The 16,006-nt window shown below is 54.4% G+C and carries 18 protein-coding genes and 1 riboswitch; of the genes, 12 read left to right on the top strand and 6 right to left on the bottom strand.

All coding sequences use genetic code 11. From position 1 onward, the window contains the following. Positions 1–404 precede the first annotated feature (404 nt). Complete coding sequence (gene purH, locus OGW17_RS03805) at positions 405–1,994, top strand: bifunctional phosphoribosylaminoimidazolecarboxamide formyltransferase/IMP cyclohydrolase (protein WP_071258117.1); 1,590 nt, start codon at positions 405–407, stop codon at positions 1,992–1,994. 15 nt (positions 1,995–2,009) lie between these two features. Beyond that, positions 2,010–3,299, top strand: a complete 1,290-nt coding sequence (gene purD / locus OGW17_RS03800; RefSeq protein WP_047459738.1) for a phosphoribosylamine--glycine ligase — start codon at positions 2,010–2,012, stop codon at positions 3,297–3,299. 74 nt (positions 3,300–3,373) lie between these two features. Here the strand turns inward: purD and OGW17_RS03795 are convergent, their stop codons facing one another. The 6 genes from OGW17_RS03795 to nudC all read right to left on the bottom strand — a co-directional run bounded on the left by OGW17_RS03795 (position 3,374) and on the right by nudC (position 7,728). Further along, on the bottom strand, positions 3,374–4,066 hold the full coding sequence (locus OGW17_RS03795; protein ID WP_024130651.1) for a DUF1481 domain-containing protein: 693 nt from the start codon (positions 4,064–4,066) through the stop codon (positions 3,374–3,376). Between the two features lie 11 nt (positions 4,067–4,077). Further along, a complete protein-coding gene (gene hupA / locus OGW17_RS03790) occupies positions 4,078–4,350 on the bottom strand; it encodes a nucleoid-associated protein HU-alpha (RefSeq protein WP_001044509.1) in 273 nt (90 codons plus the stop codon). 186 nt (positions 4,351–4,536) lie between these two features. Continuing rightward, entirely contained in the window at positions 4,537–5,127 is a 591-nt protein-coding gene (locus OGW17_RS03785; RefSeq protein WP_012133796.1) for a YjaG family protein, read from the bottom strand. Between the two features lie 42 nt (positions 5,128–5,169). Next, positions 5,170–5,841 (bottom strand): deoxyribonuclease V, encoded by a 672-nt coding sequence (nfi, locus tag OGW17_RS03780; RefSeq protein ID WP_012133797.1) that lies wholly within the window; start codon positions 5,839–5,841, stop codon positions 5,170–5,172. A gap of 9 nt (positions 5,842–5,850) precedes the next feature. Continuing rightward, positions 5,851–6,915 carry a uroporphyrinogen decarboxylase gene (hemE, locus tag OGW17_RS03775; RefSeq protein WP_012133798.1) on the bottom strand — a complete coding sequence of 355 codons (1,065 nt, stop codon included), beginning with the start codon at positions 6,913–6,915 and terminating at the stop codon, positions 5,851–5,853. A 39-nt stretch (positions 6,916–6,954) separates the two neighbouring features. Further along, positions 6,955–7,728 (bottom strand): NAD(+) diphosphatase, encoded by a 774-nt coding sequence (nudC, locus tag OGW17_RS03770; protein ID WP_012133799.1) that lies wholly within the window; start codon positions 7,726–7,728, stop codon positions 6,955–6,957. 96 nt (positions 7,729–7,824) lie between these two features. Here nudC and OGW17_RS03765 point away from each other — a divergent pair, with 96 nt between their 5' ends. The 10 genes from OGW17_RS03765 (at position 7,825) to OGW17_RS21625 (ending at position 15,657) form a co-directional block, all read left to right on the top strand. Next, the gene (locus tag OGW17_RS03765) at positions 7,825–8,328 is read left to right on the top strand and encodes an Rsd/AlgQ family anti-sigma factor (RefSeq protein WP_071258116.1); all 504 of its coding nucleotides are present in this window, start codon (positions 7,825–7,827) and stop codon (positions 8,326–8,328) included. Positions 8,329–8,378: 50 nt separating this feature from the next. Further along, a riboswitch (TPP riboswitch) is annotated at positions 8,379–8,488 on the top strand. A gap of 85 nt (positions 8,489–8,573) precedes the next feature. Then, positions 8,574–10,469 (top strand): phosphomethylpyrimidine synthase ThiC, encoded by a 1,896-nt coding sequence (gene thiC / locus OGW17_RS03760; RefSeq protein WP_071258114.1) that lies wholly within the window; start codon positions 8,574–8,576, stop codon positions 10,467–10,469. Then, entirely contained in the window at positions 10,469–11,104 is a 636-nt protein-coding gene (gene thiE, locus OGW17_RS03755) for a thiamine phosphate synthase (RefSeq protein WP_071258112.1), read from the top strand. The genes thiC and thiE overlap by 1 nt, the downstream gene beginning before the upstream one ends. Further along, positions 11,097–11,855, top strand: coding sequence for a HesA/MoeB/ThiF family protein (locus tag OGW17_RS03750; RefSeq protein ID WP_058668397.1), 759 nt, complete (start codon positions 11,097–11,099; stop codon positions 11,853–11,855). The genes thiE and OGW17_RS03750 overlap by 8 nt, the downstream gene beginning before the upstream one ends. Further along, a complete protein-coding gene (gene thiS, locus OGW17_RS03745) occupies positions 11,836–12,036 on the top strand; it encodes a sulfur carrier protein ThiS (RefSeq protein WP_012133804.1) in 201 nt (66 codons plus the stop codon). Before OGW17_RS03750 ends, thiS begins: the two co-directional genes overlap by 20 nt. Position 12,037: 1 nt before the next feature. Further along, the gene (gene thiG / locus OGW17_RS03740) at positions 12,038–12,808 is read left to right on the top strand and encodes a thiazole synthase (RefSeq protein ID WP_012133805.1); all 771 of its coding nucleotides are present in this window, start codon (positions 12,038–12,040) and stop codon (positions 12,806–12,808) included. Further along, positions 12,805–13,935, top strand: a complete 1,131-nt coding sequence (thiH, locus tag OGW17_RS03735) for a 2-iminoacetate synthase ThiH (RefSeq protein WP_012133806.1) — start codon at positions 12,805–12,807, stop codon at positions 13,933–13,935. Before thiG ends, thiH begins: the two co-directional genes overlap by 4 nt. 308 nt (positions 13,936–14,243) lie before the next feature. Further along, positions 14,244–14,549: a PTS sugar transporter subunit IIB gene (locus OGW17_RS03730; protein ID WP_012133808.1), complete on the top strand. Its 306-nt coding sequence runs from the start codon at positions 14,244–14,246 to the stop codon at positions 14,547–14,549. Positions 14,550–14,553: 4 nt separating this feature from the next. Beyond that, positions 14,554–14,871 (top strand): PTS lactose/cellobiose transporter subunit IIA, encoded by a 318-nt coding sequence (locus tag OGW17_RS03725; RefSeq protein ID WP_071258110.1) that lies wholly within the window; start codon positions 14,554–14,556, stop codon positions 14,869–14,871. A gap of 219 nt (positions 14,872–15,090) precedes the next feature. Continuing rightward, positions 15,091–15,657: a hypothetical protein gene (locus OGW17_RS21625; RefSeq protein WP_225622051.1), complete on the top strand. Its 567-nt coding sequence runs from the start codon at positions 15,091–15,093 to the stop codon at positions 15,655–15,657. The last annotated feature ends 349 nt before the right edge of the window (positions 15,658–16,006 follow it).

Genomic DNA, 16,006 nt, shown 5'->3' with positions numbered 1-16,006 from the left:
CAGGATTTTTCTCTTTAATCAACCGGCTGTTTGTGTGAAGTGATTCACATCCGCCGTGTCGATGGAGGCGCATTATAGGGAGTTCTCCGCAGGCCGCAATAGAAAAATGACAGAAAAATGACTGACTGCTGCATTCCCCAGCAAAACCCAGCCTTATACCCTTTTACACACAGAGTTATCCACAATCCTGGCGATCATTTCCTGAATCTCTCCTTAATAAAGACGCGCTCAATACCGGAATAAAAGGGTATCGAATGGAAAAAGAAAAATTCGCGAGCGTTGCGCAAACGTTTTCGTTACAATGCCACCGCAAAACAAGGATGCCCCGTAAGGGGCGTTAGCTGAGTTTTTCACGAAAAATTCAGCTAACGCTCTCTGTAATAGTCAAATCCAGGGGATTTACCATGCAACAACGTCGTCCAGTCCGCCGCGCTCTGCTCAGTGTTTCTGACAAGGCCGGTATCGTCGAATTCGCCCAGGCACTTTCCGCACGCGGTGTGGAGCTGCTGTCTACAGGGGGCACTGCCCGTCTGTTAGCAGATAAAGGTCTGCCGGTGACCGAAGTTTCCGATTACACCGGTTTCCCGGAAATGATGGATGGACGCGTGAAGACCCTGCATCCGAAAGTACACGGCGGCATTCTCGGTCGCCGTGGTCAGGATGACGGAATTATGGAACAACACGGTATCGCGCCAATCGATATGGTTGTTGTTAACCTGTACCCGTTCGCCCAGACCGTCGCTCGTGAAGGTTGCTCGCTGGAAGATGCCGTAGAGAACATTGATATCGGCGGCCCGACCATGGTGCGCTCCGCTGCCAAGAACCATAAAGATGTCGCTATCGTTGTAAAGAGCAGCGACTACGACGCCATTATTAAAGAGATGGATAGCAACGACGGTTCACTGACCCTTGATACCCGCTTCGATCTCGCCATTAAAGCCTTCGAACACACCGCCGCCTACGACAGCATGATTGCCAACTACTTCGGCAGCATGGTTCCGGCATATCACGGTGAAAGCAAAGAGGCCGCTGGCCGCTTCCCGCGTACCCTGAATCTGAACTTCATTAAGAAGCAGGATATGCGCTACGGCGAAAACAGCCACCAGCAGGCAGCCTTCTATATAGAAGAGAATGTGCAAGAAGCATCTGTTGCGACCGCACAGCAGGTACAGGGCAAAGCGCTCTCCTACAACAACATCGCCGATACCGACGCGGCGCTGGAGTGTGTGAAAGAGTTCAGCGAGCCCGCCTGCGTCATCGTGAAGCACGCTAACCCGTGTGGCGTGGCGGTAAGCACTTCTATTCTCGACGCTTACGATCGCGCATACAAGACTGACCCGACCTCCGCATTCGGCGGCATCATCGCGTTTAACCGCGAACTGGATGCCGAAACGGCACAGGCCATCATCTCCCGTCAGTTTGTTGAAGTGATCATTGCGCCTTCCGCATCTGAAGACGCCCTGAAGATTACCGCCGCCAAACAGAACGTGCGCGTCCTGACCTGCGGCCAGTGGGCACAGCGTGTGCCGGGCCTGGACTTCAAACGCGTTAACGGCGGCCTGCTGGTTCAGGATCGTGACCTGGGTATGGTGACCGAAGGCGAACTGCGCGTGGTAACCAAACGTCAGCCGAGCGAGCAGGAACTGCGTGACGCGCTGTTCTGCTGGAAAGTAGCGAAGTTTGTGAAATCCAACGCGATTGTGTACGCGAAAGAGAATATGACTATCGGTATTGGCGCGGGCCAGATGAGCCGCGTTTATTCCGCGAAGATCGCCGGTATTAAAGCGGGCGATGAAGGACTGGAAGTAAAAGGTTCCGCAATGGCCTCTGACGCGTTCTTCCCGTTCCGCGACGGTATTGATGCTGCGGCTGCTGTTGGCGTGAGCTGCGTTATCCAGCCCGGTGGCTCCATCCGTGATGATGAAGTCATTGCCGCCGCTGACGAACACGGCATCGCGATGATCTTCACCGACATGCGTCACTTCCGCCATTAATTCACGGAGCAGACAATGAAAGTATTAGTAATCGGCAACGGCGGGCGCGAACACGCCCTGGCGTGGAAAGCGGCGCAATCACCGCAGGTTGAAACCGTGTATGTCGCGCCAGGTAACGCCGGAACAGCGCTGGAACCGGCGCTGCAAAACGTCGCTATTGGCGTCACGGATATTCCGGCACTGCTGAGCTTTGCCCAGAACGAGAAGATCGATCTGACCATCGTCGGCCCGGAAGCGCCGTTGGTGAAAGGCGTGGTGGATACTTTCCGCGCCGCAGGCCTGAAAATCTTTGGCCCAACCGAAGGCGCCGCACAGCTGGAAGGCTCCAAAGCCTTCACCAAGGATTTCCTCGCCCGTCACCAGATTCCGACGGCGGAGTACCAGAACTTCACGGAGATCGAACCCGCGCTGGCTTACCTGCGTGAGAAAGGCGCGCCGATCGTCATTAAAGCCGACGGACTGGCTGCCGGGAAAGGCGTGATTGTGGCGATGACGCTGATCGAGGCCGAAGCCGCAGTTCATGACATGCTGGCGGGTAACGCGTTTGGCGACGCGGGACACCGTATCGTGATCGAAGAGTTCCTCGACGGTGAAGAAGCGAGCTTCATCGTGATGGTCGATGGCGAACATGTGTTGCCAATGGCCACCAGCCAGGATCACAAACGCGTCGGCGATGGCGATACCGGGTTGAATACCGGCGGTATGGGCGCTTACTCCCCGGCGCCGGTGGTGACCGACGAGGTTCATCAGCGCACGATGGAGCGCATCATTTGGCCAACCGTAAAAGGCATGGCGGCGGAAGGCAATACTTATACCGGCTTCCTGTACGCTGGGTTGATGATCGATAAGCAGGGCAACCCGAAAGTTATCGAATTCAACTGCCGCTTTGGTGACCCGGAAACCCAGCCAATCATGCTGCGTATGAAATCCGATCTGGTTGAACTTTGTCTGGCTGCCTGCGACGGTAAGCTGGACGAGAAAACGTCTGAGTGGGATGAGCGCGCATCGCTCGGCGTGGTGATGGCGGCTGGCGGTTATCCGGGCGACTACCGCACAGGCGATGTGATCCACGGTCTGCCGCTGGAAGAGGTGGCGGACGGTAAGGTATTCCATGCCGGAACCAAACTGGCGGAAGATGACCGGGTCGTTACAAGCGGCGGTCGCGTACTGTGCGCCACTGCGCTAGGCCATACCGTTGCCGAAGCACAGCAGCGTGCCTACGCGCTGATGGCAGATATCCACTGGGATAACTGCTTTAGCCGCAAAGATATCGGCTGGCGCGCGATCGAACGCGAGCAAAACTAACGCTGACACCTCTTATCTGGCCTATGGAGAACAACTGTAGGCCGGATAAGACGCAAGCCGCCATCCGGCAATCATCAGAACGTCTTCTCTATAGGTTGCCAGTGGCAGAAGTCTTCATTGGCCACCAGCAGCAGCTGAGAGCCATCAGGCGCCTCCAGCCATGCCACACTCACCTCTATCGATGAACGCTGCTGACGTCGCTCTATGTGGCTGATAGCCCACGCATCCAGGTCTGGTTTCAACGTTTCGCCTTCGCAGGTAGTTACCGTGCGGTCTGCATGCCAGCGTCCCTGACGCAGCACGACGCGCCCCTGACGCAATGCGTCACTGGTCTGGCGGATCTGATTGGCGCGATAGCGGTATAAGGCGATCTGGTCGCTGGAAAGCTGCTGCTTCTGCCCGTCGACTTCATGCTGCATAAAACTGAGCTCGCCATGATCGTCGAAGCGTGCGCGAATATGTTCAGAAGGTTTGCTGTAAATATTGAGTTCAATCAGGGAGAGCATGTCGCCCTGCCAGCGGTATTCGCTGGTTGTGGTGCTGCCGTTACGCCACGGGCTAAAGACCGAGAGCAGATGGACGCCATCGCTGGAATCTTTACGCCAGATGCGTACCGCACCCTGGTCGTCAACATAACCGCTGGCCGTAAACGGTGGAAGCGTCGTGTTATGGCTACAAGCGGACAGCAACAGCGCGCCTGCCAACGTCAGCATACGACGCCAGACAGACAAAAGGGGCGAGAGCGCCCCTTCATTAAAACTGTTCACTGCCACGCGAATTACTTAACTGCGTCTTTCAGTGCTTTACCAGAAACAAACGCCGGTACATTCGCTGCAGCGATTTTGATTTCTTTACCGGTCTGCGGGTTGCGGCCAGTACGCTCAGCGCGGTGGTTCACTTTGAAGGTACCGAAACCAACCAGTTGTACAGCATCGCCTTCTTTCAGAGACTCAGTAATAGCAGCCAGAGTGGATTCCAGAGCAGCTTTAGCCTGGGTTTTGGACAGTTCTGCTTTGTCTGCAATTACATCAATCAGTTGAGTCTTGTTCATAAGTTATCCTTACAATGTGTTTATCGCTTGCTAAGCATCGAGTGCGACGGAAATGCCAGAAAAGCACTCTCCTGCATACACGCACCGATAGCCACTTTTTTTCGCCCCCCAAATGTAGACCAGACGGGGGGCGGAAGGGAAGCCTCCAGGCACGACAAATCAGGCGTTAAATCACGTTTTCTGGTGTCATTGCTCAAAATTTATACCGATATTGCTCTCACCGGCCTCGCGCAGGTCTGCCCGAAGCCCTTTTATCAGCTCAATATCGCGTTCTTCGCAGTCGGCCAAAAGTCGGAATATTTCCCACTGAATGTCCCATTCCTGTTCAACAGCCGGGTTTTCTTTGAGCTCTTCATCGGTCATTTCTCGACCAGCCTGAGTCATTTCCAGCATCGCAACCGTGGTAATGGATGTCTTACTGACCTCAATGGCATGTTCCAGCGTTTCGCCACTGAGACGAGAATGCATTAACTCGCTTAATGCAACGCAGGCATCAATCGCCGGGTAAACGCCGTACAGATCAAAATCGTCAGCAGCCGGAATCGCTTCCTCAAACTTTTCCAGCTGGCTGTCAAAATTGACCTTCGCATCTTTCACCGTCAGCGTTTCCCAGATGAGATCCAGGATTCGGCGGTACACCTGCCCATCGCCAAAACCCGTCTGCTGACAGAACATGGCATAGTTCGGATACATACGCTCGCACAAACAAGCCATAAAGGTGACGTGCTGCCAGCTTTCCAGGCGTTCCAGACGCAGATGAATCGGGTTTTGTAACATGTTGAATTCTCGAAATCAGAAATGAGCCGCAGTGTACCTGAATCAGCGGTGATTTGCTTGCCAGCGCACAAACGCCGGACGCTCTGATGCCACCGCATCCGCCCAGCGCGTCGGTTCCGGCAGACGGTAGCCTTGCATACAGCGCTGCACCCACGCCAACGCGCTGTCGGTACTCACGCGATGTCCGGTCGCGATAAACAGCGGGTTACAGCGCGCTTTGCTGCGCCAGACCCAGGCTAACTGCTCGCCTTTGTCCATCAGCGGAGCCAGCGCGCCAGGTTCGGCGGAAAGCGGCTCAAACTTGCCGCACAGCCGTTTTTTCGCTACGCCAATGGTGGGTACATCCATCATCAATCCAAAGTGGCTTGCCACCCCCAGACGACGCGGGTGGGAGATACCGTGCCCATCGACAAAGACTAAATCCGGTTTTTGCGACAGCTGTTCCCACGCCGCCAACAGCGCAGGATACTCGCGAAAGGAGAGGAAGCCGGGGATATACGGCATGGTAGTGGCGATACGCGCCACTTTGTATTCCACCAGCTCAAGCGCTGGATACGTCAACAGCACCATCGCCGCTCGCGTCACTTCCCCGCCCTGCTCGAACCCAACATCCGCCCCGGCGATCAGATCCGGCGGATCGTTATCAAGGCGATCCTCGCGGATCACCGACGAGGCGAGTTCAATTTGTTGAGCGCGTAGCGACGCGAGATCCATAATGACTCCTTAGCGGTGGTACTGTTCAGACAAGCGGTGTACCGCATCAACAAATGCGCCCGCGTGCTCCGGCGGCACATCCTGGTGGATGCCGTGTCCAAGATTAAAGACGTGGCCTTCACCCTGGCCGAATCCGGCGAGAATCGTCGCCACTTCCTCTTCAATGCGCGCCGGTGGCGCATAGAGCATGGACGGGTCCATATTGCCCTGTAGCGCCACTTTATGGCCCACGCGACGGCGCGCGTCGGCAATATCGGTTGTCCAGTCGAGGCCTAACGCATCACACCCGGTTTCCGCCATCGCCTCCAGCCACTGGCCGCCACCTTTGGTGAATAACGTGACCGGTACACGGCGACCGTCGTTTTCCCGCAGCAGACCATCAACGATTTTATGCATGTAATACAGCGAGAACTGCTGGTAATCGCGCCCCGTCAGCACGCCGCCCCAGGTGTCGAAAATCATGACCGACTGCGCGCCCGCTTTAATCTGCGCGTTGAGATACAGAGTGACGCTTTTCGCCAGCTTATCGAGCAGCGCATGCAGCGCCTGCGGATCGGCATACATCATTTTTTTGATGACGGTAAAGGCTTTGCTGCTGCCGCCTTCCACCATGTAAGTCGCCAGCGTCCACGGGCTGCCGGAAAAACCGATCAGCGGAACGTCACCTTTCAACTCGCGGCGAATCGTACGCACCGCGTTCATCACGTAGCCCAGTTCGTCTTCCGGGTCAGGAATCGGTAGCTTATCGACATCCGCTTTACAGGCGACTGGTGAAGTAAAGCGCGGGCCTTCCCCGGCCTCAAAATAGAGTCCCAGCCCCATCGCATCCGGGATGGTCAGAATGTCCGAGAAGAGGATCGCCGCATCAAGCGGGTAGCGCCGCAGCGGTTGTAGCGTGACTTCGCACGCCAGCTCAGCATTTTTGCACAGCGACATAAAATCGCCTGCTTGTGCGCGGGTGGCTTTGTACTCCGGCAGATAGCGGCCTGCCTGGCGCATCATCCATACCGGGGTAACATCAACGGGCTGGCGCAGCAGCGCACGCAGATAACGATCGTTCTTCAGTTCGGTCATTTTGCAGTTCCTTCATTGCGTCAGGGTGCCAGTGTACCATCACTCATACTCAGCCCGACACATTGCCACAGTATCTTCGATCAAACGACGCGCCACCGTGCCCGGCGGCGGCAATAACGGAAGATCGTCATAGCGATACCAGCCCGCCTCCAGCAGCTCTTTCGGGTCGATGACAATCTCGCCGCTGTCATACTCCGCCATAAACGCCGTCATCAGCGATTGCGGGAACGGCCAGGGCTGTGAGGTCACGTAACGCAGATTTTTCACTTTGATGCCGCTCTCTTCCATCACTTCGCGCGCGACCGCCTGCTCTAAAGTCTCCCCCACTTCCACAAACCCGGCCAGCACCGTATGAACACCGTTACGATGGCGCGTATGCTGGGCCAGTAAAATGGAATCGGCGCGCCGGATGGCGACAATAATGCAGGGAGCAATCTGCGGATAGTAACGCTCGCGGCAGTGGCTGCACAGCATCGCCCATTCGGTCTTGCTCGGGTACATGGGGTGGCCGCAGTAACCGCAGAATTTGTGCGAGCGATAAAATTCCGCCAGCTGCACGCCCCGCCCCGCCAGTTGAAACAGGCCAACGTCCTGATCGATGACCTGCCGTACCGACCCCATATCATGCCGACGATGCTGTAACACCAGCCAGACAGGCTCCCCTTCCCACTCGCCAATCAGGAGTGCGCGCTGCCCCACAAGATCGAAATTTGTCGCTTCGCCATATGGCAATTCTCCACGAGGCAACCATAATTTTTGCTCGTGACTGACGATCCACCAACCGTGATCTAATTTTTCAATAATACGATCCATAGCTCTTGCACTACCTTTGCTTCACTGGCATGTTGTTAACATTATATTTACATTTTTCAGGTGAGCAGTTTTAAATCTAAACTTGCGGAGTCAATCATGCTAAACCAGCTGGAAAGCCTGACGGAACACGTCGAAGGAAGTAATAAACTGGTTGATCGCTGGCTACATGTACGTAAGCACCTGCTCGTGGCTTACTACAATCTGGTTGGCATTAAGCCTGGCAAAGAATCGTACATGCGGCTGAATGAAAAAGCGCTGGATGATTTTTGTCAGAGCCTGGTCGACTACCTTTCCGCCGGACACTTCAGTATTTATGAACACATTATCCGTGAAATGGAAGAGGGAAACCCGCGTTCGACCGCAACGCGCCTCCATTCATTGCTGGAAGCCAATACTCAACAGATCATGGAATATTACGACTCCAGCCTGGAGAACGCGATCGATCACGATAATTATGCGGAATTTCAGCAAGTGCTCTCCGACATCGGCGAAGCGCTGGAAGCGCGGTTTACGCTGGAAGATAAACTCATCCTGCTGGCCTTCGACAATAATCTAACGCTTAATGCCCAGGATGAAAGCGGAATTGCACGGCCTGCTTGAGTTATGAATCAGTAACGAGTAATTTACATCCATTGCCCCGTCGCCGGGGTTACATCTTGTCGGAGTGCCGTGTGTGAAAACACAGGCTGAGACCGTTAATTCGGGATCCGCGGAACCTGATCAGGCTAATACCTGCGAAGGGAACAAGAGTAAACTGCTTTATGCGTCAGCCTGTACGGGCAACGCGCATCCATTACTCCATCCGTCGTCTGACAAGCCACGTCCTTCACTTTTTGGAATGAGCTATGTCTGCAACAAAATTGACTCGCCGCGAACAACGCGCCCAGGCCCAACACTTTATCGACACCCTGGAAGGCACCGCCTTTCCGAACTCAAAACGTATTTATATTACCGGCTCACAACCGGACATCCGCATTCCGATGCGTGAAATCCAGCTAAGCCCCACGCTCATCGGCGGCAGCAAAGATAATCCGCAATACGAAGAGAACGAAGCCATCCCGGTCTATGACACCTCTGGCCCCTATGGCGATCCTGATGTCGTCATTAACGTTCAGCAGGGGCTGGCAAAACTGCGTCAGCCCTGGATTGAGGCTCGTGCAGACAGCGAAGAATTGACCGACCGTAGCTCGGCGTACACCAAAGAACGTCTGGCCGATGATGGACTGGACGAGCTGCGTTTTACGGGGCTGCTCACGCCGAAGCGCGCCAAAGCGGGCAAGTGCGTAACGCAACTGCATTATGCGCGTCAGGGGATTGTAACCCCGGAAATGGAGTTCATCGCTATTCGTGAAAACATGGGTCGTGAGCGCATTCGCGGCGATGTGTTACGCCAGCAGCATCCAGGCGTTGGGTTTGGCGCGCGCCAGCCGGAAAACATCACGCCGGAATTTGTTCGTGACGAAGTGGCCGCCGGTCGCGCGATTATCCCGGCCAACATCAACCACCCGGAATCCGAACCGATGATCATCGGACGCAACTTCCTGGTGAAGGTCAACGCCAATATCGGCAACTCAGCGGTCACTTCCTCCATTGAAGAAGAGGTGGAAAAACTGGTGTGGTCAACGCGCTGGGGCGCAGATACGGTGATGGACCTCTCAACCGGTCGCTATATTCACGAAACCCGCGAGTGGATCCTGCGTAACAGCCCGGTACCGATCGGCACCGTGCCGATCTATCAGGCGCTGGAGAAAGTGAACGGGATCGCCGAAGATCTCACCTGGGAAGCCTTCCGCGACACGCTGCTGGAGCAGGCGGAGCAAGGGGTAGACTACTTCACCATCCATGCGGGTGTGCTGCTGCGCTATGTGCCAATGACCGCAAAACGTCTGACCGGTATCGTCTCGCGCGGCGGTTCGATCATGGCGAAATGGTGCCTCTCTCACCATCAAGAAAACTTCCTCTACGAGCACTTCCGCGAAATCTGCGAAATCTGCGCCGCTTACGATGTCTCGCTGTCGCTGGGCGACGGCCTGCGTCCGGGATCAATTCAGGATGCGAACGACGAAGCGCAGTTTGCCGAGCTGCACACGCTGGGCGAGCTGACCAAAATTGCCTGGGAGTACGACGTGCAGGTGATGATTGAAGGCCCTGGCCACGTACCGATGCAGATGATCCGCCGTAACATGACCGAAGAGCTGGAACACTGCCACGAAGCGCCGTTCTACACCTTAGGGCCACTGACCACCGATATTGCGCCGGGCTACGACCACTTCACCTCAGGCATTGGCGCGGCAATGATTGGCTGGTTTGGCTGCGCCATGCTCTGCTACGTAACGCCAAAAGAGCACCTCGGCCTGCCGAACAAAGAGGATGTGAAACAGGGGCTGATCACCTACAAAATCGCGGCGCATGCCGCCGACCTGGCAAAAGGCCATCCTGGCGCGCAAATCCGCGATAACGCCATGTCGAAAGCCCGCTTTGAATTCCGTTGGGAAGACCAGTTTAACCTGGCGCTTGACCCGTTCACCGCCCGCGCCTACCACGACGAAACCCTGCCGCAGGAATCCGGTAAAGTGGCGCACTTCTGTTCCATGTGCGGCCCCAAATTCTGCTCAATGAAGATCAGCCAGGAAGTCCGCGACTACGCGGCGGCGCAGACCATCGAGGTAGGAATGGCGGATATGTCAGAAAACTTCCGCGCCAAAGGCGGTGAAATCTATCTCAGGAAGGAGGAGGCATAATGTATCAGCCCGATTTCCCGGCGGTGCCTTTCCGCCTGGGGCTTTATCCGGTCGTTGATAGCGTGCAATGGATCGAACGCTTGCTGGAAGCGGGTGTCCGCACCCTCCAGCTACGTATCAAAGACAAGCGCGACGAAGAGGTGGAGGACGACGTATCAGCCGCTATCTCGCTGGGCCGCCGCTACAATGCCCGCCTGTTCATCAATGACTACTGGCGACTGGCGATCAAGCACAACGCTTACGGGGTGCATCTCGGTCAGGAAGATCTGGAAACCACCGACCTGAAGGCGATTCAGGCTGCCGGGCTGCGCTTAGGCGTTTCCACCCACGATGACATGGAAATCGACATAGCGCTGGCGGCCAGACCGTCTTATATCGCACTCGGCCACGTATTCCCGACGCAAACCAAACAGATGCCGTCCGCGCCGCAAGGACTGGAGCAGCTGGCGCGCCATATTGAACGTCTTGGCGATTACCCCACCGTTGCCATCGGCGGGATCAGCCTCAAACGCGCCTCGCCGGTGCTGAAAACCGGCGTGGGCAGTATTGCCGTCGTCAGCGCCATTACCCGGGCAGAAGACTGGCGCGAAGCAACGGCGCAGTTACTGGCAATCGCGGGGGCTGGCGATGAATGATCGCGACTTTATGCGCTACAGCCGACAAATTTTGCTCGGCGATATCGCCATTGAAGGACAGCAAAAATTGCTTGCCAGCCGGGTTCTGATTGTCGGGCTGGGCGGTTTGGGTTCCCCTGCGGCGCTCTATCTGGCGGGCGCTGGCATCGGTACGCTGGTTTTAGCCGACGATGACGAAGTGCATCTGAGCAATCTGCAACGGCAAATCCTGTTCACCACAGATGATATTGCCCGCCCTAAATCCCTGGTGACAAAGCAGCGGCTGGCGCGGCTGAACCCGGATATTGAACTGCTGGCGTTACAGCAGCGCCTCACTGGCGATGCGCTCCGCCATGCGGTTGAGCGCGCCGATGTGGTGCTCGACTGTACCGACAACATGGCGACCCGTCAGGAGATCAACGCCGCCTGCGTCGCGCTGGATACTCCACTCATTACCGCCAGCGCCGTCGGCTTTGGCGGCCAGTTGATGGTGCTGACGCCGCCCTGGGAACAGGGCTGCTACCGCTGCCTGTGGCCGGATGATGAAGAACCGGAACGCAACTGCCGCACGGCAGGGATCGTCGGCCCCGTTGTCGGCGTGATGGGAACATTACAGGCGCTGGAAGCCATCAAGTTACTGAGCGGGATGGACATCCCCGGCGGCGAGTTGCGGTTATTCGATGCCAAAACCAGCCAGTGGCGCAGTCTGGCATTGCATCGCGCCAGCGGTTGTCCGGTATGCGGAGGGCGTCATGCAGATTCAGTTCAATGATGAACCTATGCAGTGCGCTGACGGCCTGTCCGTTATCGATCTGCTCACTCAGCTTAACCAACTGAAACCAGGGGCGGCGCTGGCGCTGAATCAACAGATCCTGCCGCGTGAACAGTGGGAACAGCAAATCGTGCAGGAAGGCGACCAGATCCTGCTTTTTCAGGTTATTGCAGGGGGTTGATATGTTACGTATTGCAGATAAAACGTTTGATTCACATCTGTTCACCGGCACGGGGAAATTTGCCTCTTCACAGCTGATGGTCGAGGCGATTCGCGCTTCCGGCAGCCAGCTGGTCACGCTGGCGATGAAACGCGTGGATTTACGCCAGCACAATGACGCGATTCTGGCGCCGCTTATTGATGCCGGGGTAACGCTGCTTCCCAATACTTCCGGTGCGAAAACAGCGGAAGAAGCCATCTTCGCCGCGCAACTGGCGCGGGAAGCCCTGGGCACACACTGGCTGAAACTGGAGATTCACCCCGACGCGCGCTGGCTGCTGCCGGACCCTGTCGAAACGCTGAAAGCCGCAGAAGCGCTGGTAAAACAGGGGTTCGTCGTGCTGCCCTACTGCGGCGCCGACCCGGTGTTGTGCAAACGTCTTGAGGAGGTTGGCTGCGCCGCCGTCATGCCGCTCGGTGCGCCCATTGGTTCAAATCAGGGGCTGGAGACGCGCGCGATGCTGGAGATCATCATCCAACAGGCCACCGTTCCGGTGGTGGTCGATGCCGGTATTGGCGTTCCCAGCCACGCCACACAGGCGCTGGAAATGGGCGCCGACGCGGTACTGGTGAATACGGCGATTGCGGTAGCGGATGATCCGGTGATGATGGCGCAGGCCTTTCGCCTGGCGGTTGAAGCCGGAGTTATGGCGCGTCGGGCCGTACCCGGAACACGCAGCAGCTACGCTCAGGCTACCAGCCCGCTCACCGGATTTCTGGAGGCTTCGGCATGAAAACGTTCACCGACCGCTGGCAACAGCTGGACTGGGACGATATTCGCCTGCGCATCAACAGCAAAACCGCCGCCGATGTGGAACGGGCGCTTAACGCCACGCAACTTAGCCGCGACGACATGATGGCGCTGCTTTCACCCGCCGCCAGCGACTATCTGGAGCCGTTGGCCCAACGTGCGCAGCGCCTTACCCGTCAGCGCTTTGGCAATACCGTCAGCTTTTATGTGCCGCTGTATCTCTCTAATCTGTGCGCCAACGACTGCACTTACTGCGGCTTTTCAATGAGTAACCGCATTAAGCGCAAGACGCTGGATGAAACAGAAATAGGCCGTGAATGCGAGGCGATTCGCGAGCTGGGTTTTGAGCATCTCCTGCTGGTCACTGGCGAGCACCAGGCCAAAGTCGGCATGGACTATTTTCGTCGTCATTTGCCCGCTATCCGCCGCCAGTTTTCTTCACTCCAGATGGAAGTGCAGCCGCTGGCGGAAGAAGAGTATAGCGAGTTAAAAACGCTGGGGCTTGACGGCGTGATGGTCTACCAGGAGACCTACCATGAGGCGATTTACGCACAACACCATCTGAAAGGGAAAAAGCAGGATTTCTTCTGGCGGCTGGAAACCCCGGACAGGCTGGGTCGGGCAGGTATCGACAAAATTGGTCTCGGCGCGTTGATTGGGCTGTCTGATAGCTGGCGTGTGGACTGCTACATGGTAGCCGAGCATCTGCTCTGGATGCAGAAGCATTACTGGCAGAGCCGCTACTCTATCTCCTTCCCGCGTCTGCGCCCGTGTACTGGCGGCGTCGAACCCGCCTCCATCATGGATGAGCGCCAGTTGGTGCAAACCATTTGCGCATTTCGTCTGCTGGCACCGGAGATTGAGCTGTCGCTCTCAACGCGCGAATCGCCGTGGTTTCGCGATCACGTTATTCCTTTGGCGATTAATAACGTCAGCGCATTTTCAAAAACACAGCCAGGCGGCTATGCCGATAATCATCCCGAGCTGGAGCAATTTTCTCCTCATGACGATCGCCGACCGGAAGCCGTTGCCAATGCACTGACCGCACAGGGGTTACAGCCCGTCTGGAAAGACTGGGATAGTTATCTGGGGCGTGCTTCGCAAACATAATGCACGAATGTGACACAGCGTAATTTTTTTGCGCACCGGTGCGTAATACAAAAAACGGGAGATTGTCGTCAGGCTCCCGTTTTTTTATGTTGTCGTGGTCGGCAGCGGACGCTGACCAGGGCGAAAAATTCCTTCCTCATTTCGCCCTGCCTTCACATCTGGTCAGACGGTCTTTGCAGACCCCATCGGATTACTGCAACCGGTTTCAGTTTTTGTGTGATGCTTTACACACATTCACTTTAAGACGGTTGTTCTCCCCCCGGCCACAGGCTAAAGATGAAGAACCAAGGGAACCGTGAGAGCCGATTATGAAGAATATCGTTTTATGCTGTGCCGCCGGGATGTCCACCAGCATGCTGGTGCAACGGATGAAAGACGCCGCGCAGAAGAAAGGGGTTGAAGTCAGTATCAAAGCTGTTCCGGTGGCTGAATTTAAAGAAAACATCGCCACTGCGGATATTGTTTTGCTTGGCCCTCAGGTCAAGTATGAACAGGCGAAATTGCAGGCGCTTGCCGACCCCTTAGGTAAAAAGGTCGCGGTTATCGACATGATGGATTACGGCATGATGAAAGGCGATGCCGTGCTGGAAAAAGCCCTCAAGCTCATGGAGTAATAGCATGGAAGAGTTAGAGACGATCATCATGGAGCTGCTGGTCAACGCAGGCGCAGCCCGTAGTTCGGCGCTGACCGCACTGCAACTGGCGCGAAAAGGCGATTTTGCTGGCGCCGAGAAAGCGATGGAAGAGTCGCGTGAATATGTGAAACATGCGCATACGATCCAGACGCAGCTCATCGGTCTTGACGAAGGGACCGGAAAACTCCCGGTTAACCTGATCACCGTTCACTCTCAGGACCACCTGATGAACGCGATGGTTATTCAGGATCTGGCCGGGGATATGATTGAGTTGTACAGACGATTGTCGCTGGTAAAATAAACTAATATTTATTGCCCGGTAGCGCAGGCTACCGGGCCTGGTATTAGCTCAGCACGAAAGAATAATCATATTATTCTTTTATCAGTAACCATCCAGAACATTCATATTATAAATATGATATTTTTCCTGATAAAAAATATCCGAAAGAGAACTGTAATAATTAACTGACGTCCTTTATCATAGCGTAGATAAATAAACGCTTGACTGCAAGGACAGAACATGAGTCATTTCAAAGGTACAGATATATATTTTATAAAAGAGCTGATCTATAGCAAAGGCGGCTTACCCACCATTGCAAATACTATTGGCCCTACAGGAATACAGGTATTAAAACAGGTTTATCATTTAATGTGTGAACAGCAGGCTTTTTATAATGGAAAACCATTGGATTATAATCAGTTAAATTTATGGGATAAATTTAGAATCACACTTGGACTTAATATTACAGAAAAAACTGAAGCTAATGGCAAAACAACTTTTAACTTCGAATATTGTGGATTTACTACTTTTATCACTCCGGTTGATGGTTTTGGCAGGATGTTGCCAAAGTGGTTCTCGAAAAAACATAATACAAGCGTCCCAACCCCCTATACATTCGGCCGGGATCCTATTCCTAGTATAAATCTTTATCGTAATACAAAAGCAAAATTCTTTATGGCTAACGGTGGTGATAGTGTTCCTTGTGCAATGGCAAAATATAACGCAAAATCAGGACAATTAGTTTATATCGCCAGTGAAAATGAATTTTTACATATGATGCGAGAAACAAGAGACATGAAAAAATAACTCAGTTATTTATCAGATTTATAATTACAGATATGATTAAAAGCCAACATGGTATTGAAAAATAAAATACTTCTTTTTTATCTATACTGGCTTTTACTCTGTAAATAACGATAGTAACAATGATAATAAGAAAAGAATAGATAAATATCAACAATGGCTTATGTTCAAATATACTCAATGACAAAAACAATAAAAAACCAGAGAGAAGTGTTGAAATTCTAACTTTTCTGGTAAATACGAAAAACCCAAACACTAAATAGAGTAATGAAATAATCGCAGGCATTTCTCTTTCCCTGTAGACAAACAACCTGATGTGCGGACTCCGGCACAATGCTGGTGGAGAAGTGTT

Origin of the sequence: Citrobacter sp. CK181 (assembly GCF_030333595.1) — a bacterium.
Lineage (GTDB): Bacteria > Pseudomonadota > Gammaproteobacteria > Enterobacterales > Enterobacteriaceae > Citrobacter_B > Citrobacter_B koseri.
Note: the sequence above shows the minus strand (reverse complement) of the source record. Positions and strands in the feature narration are given on the sequence as shown.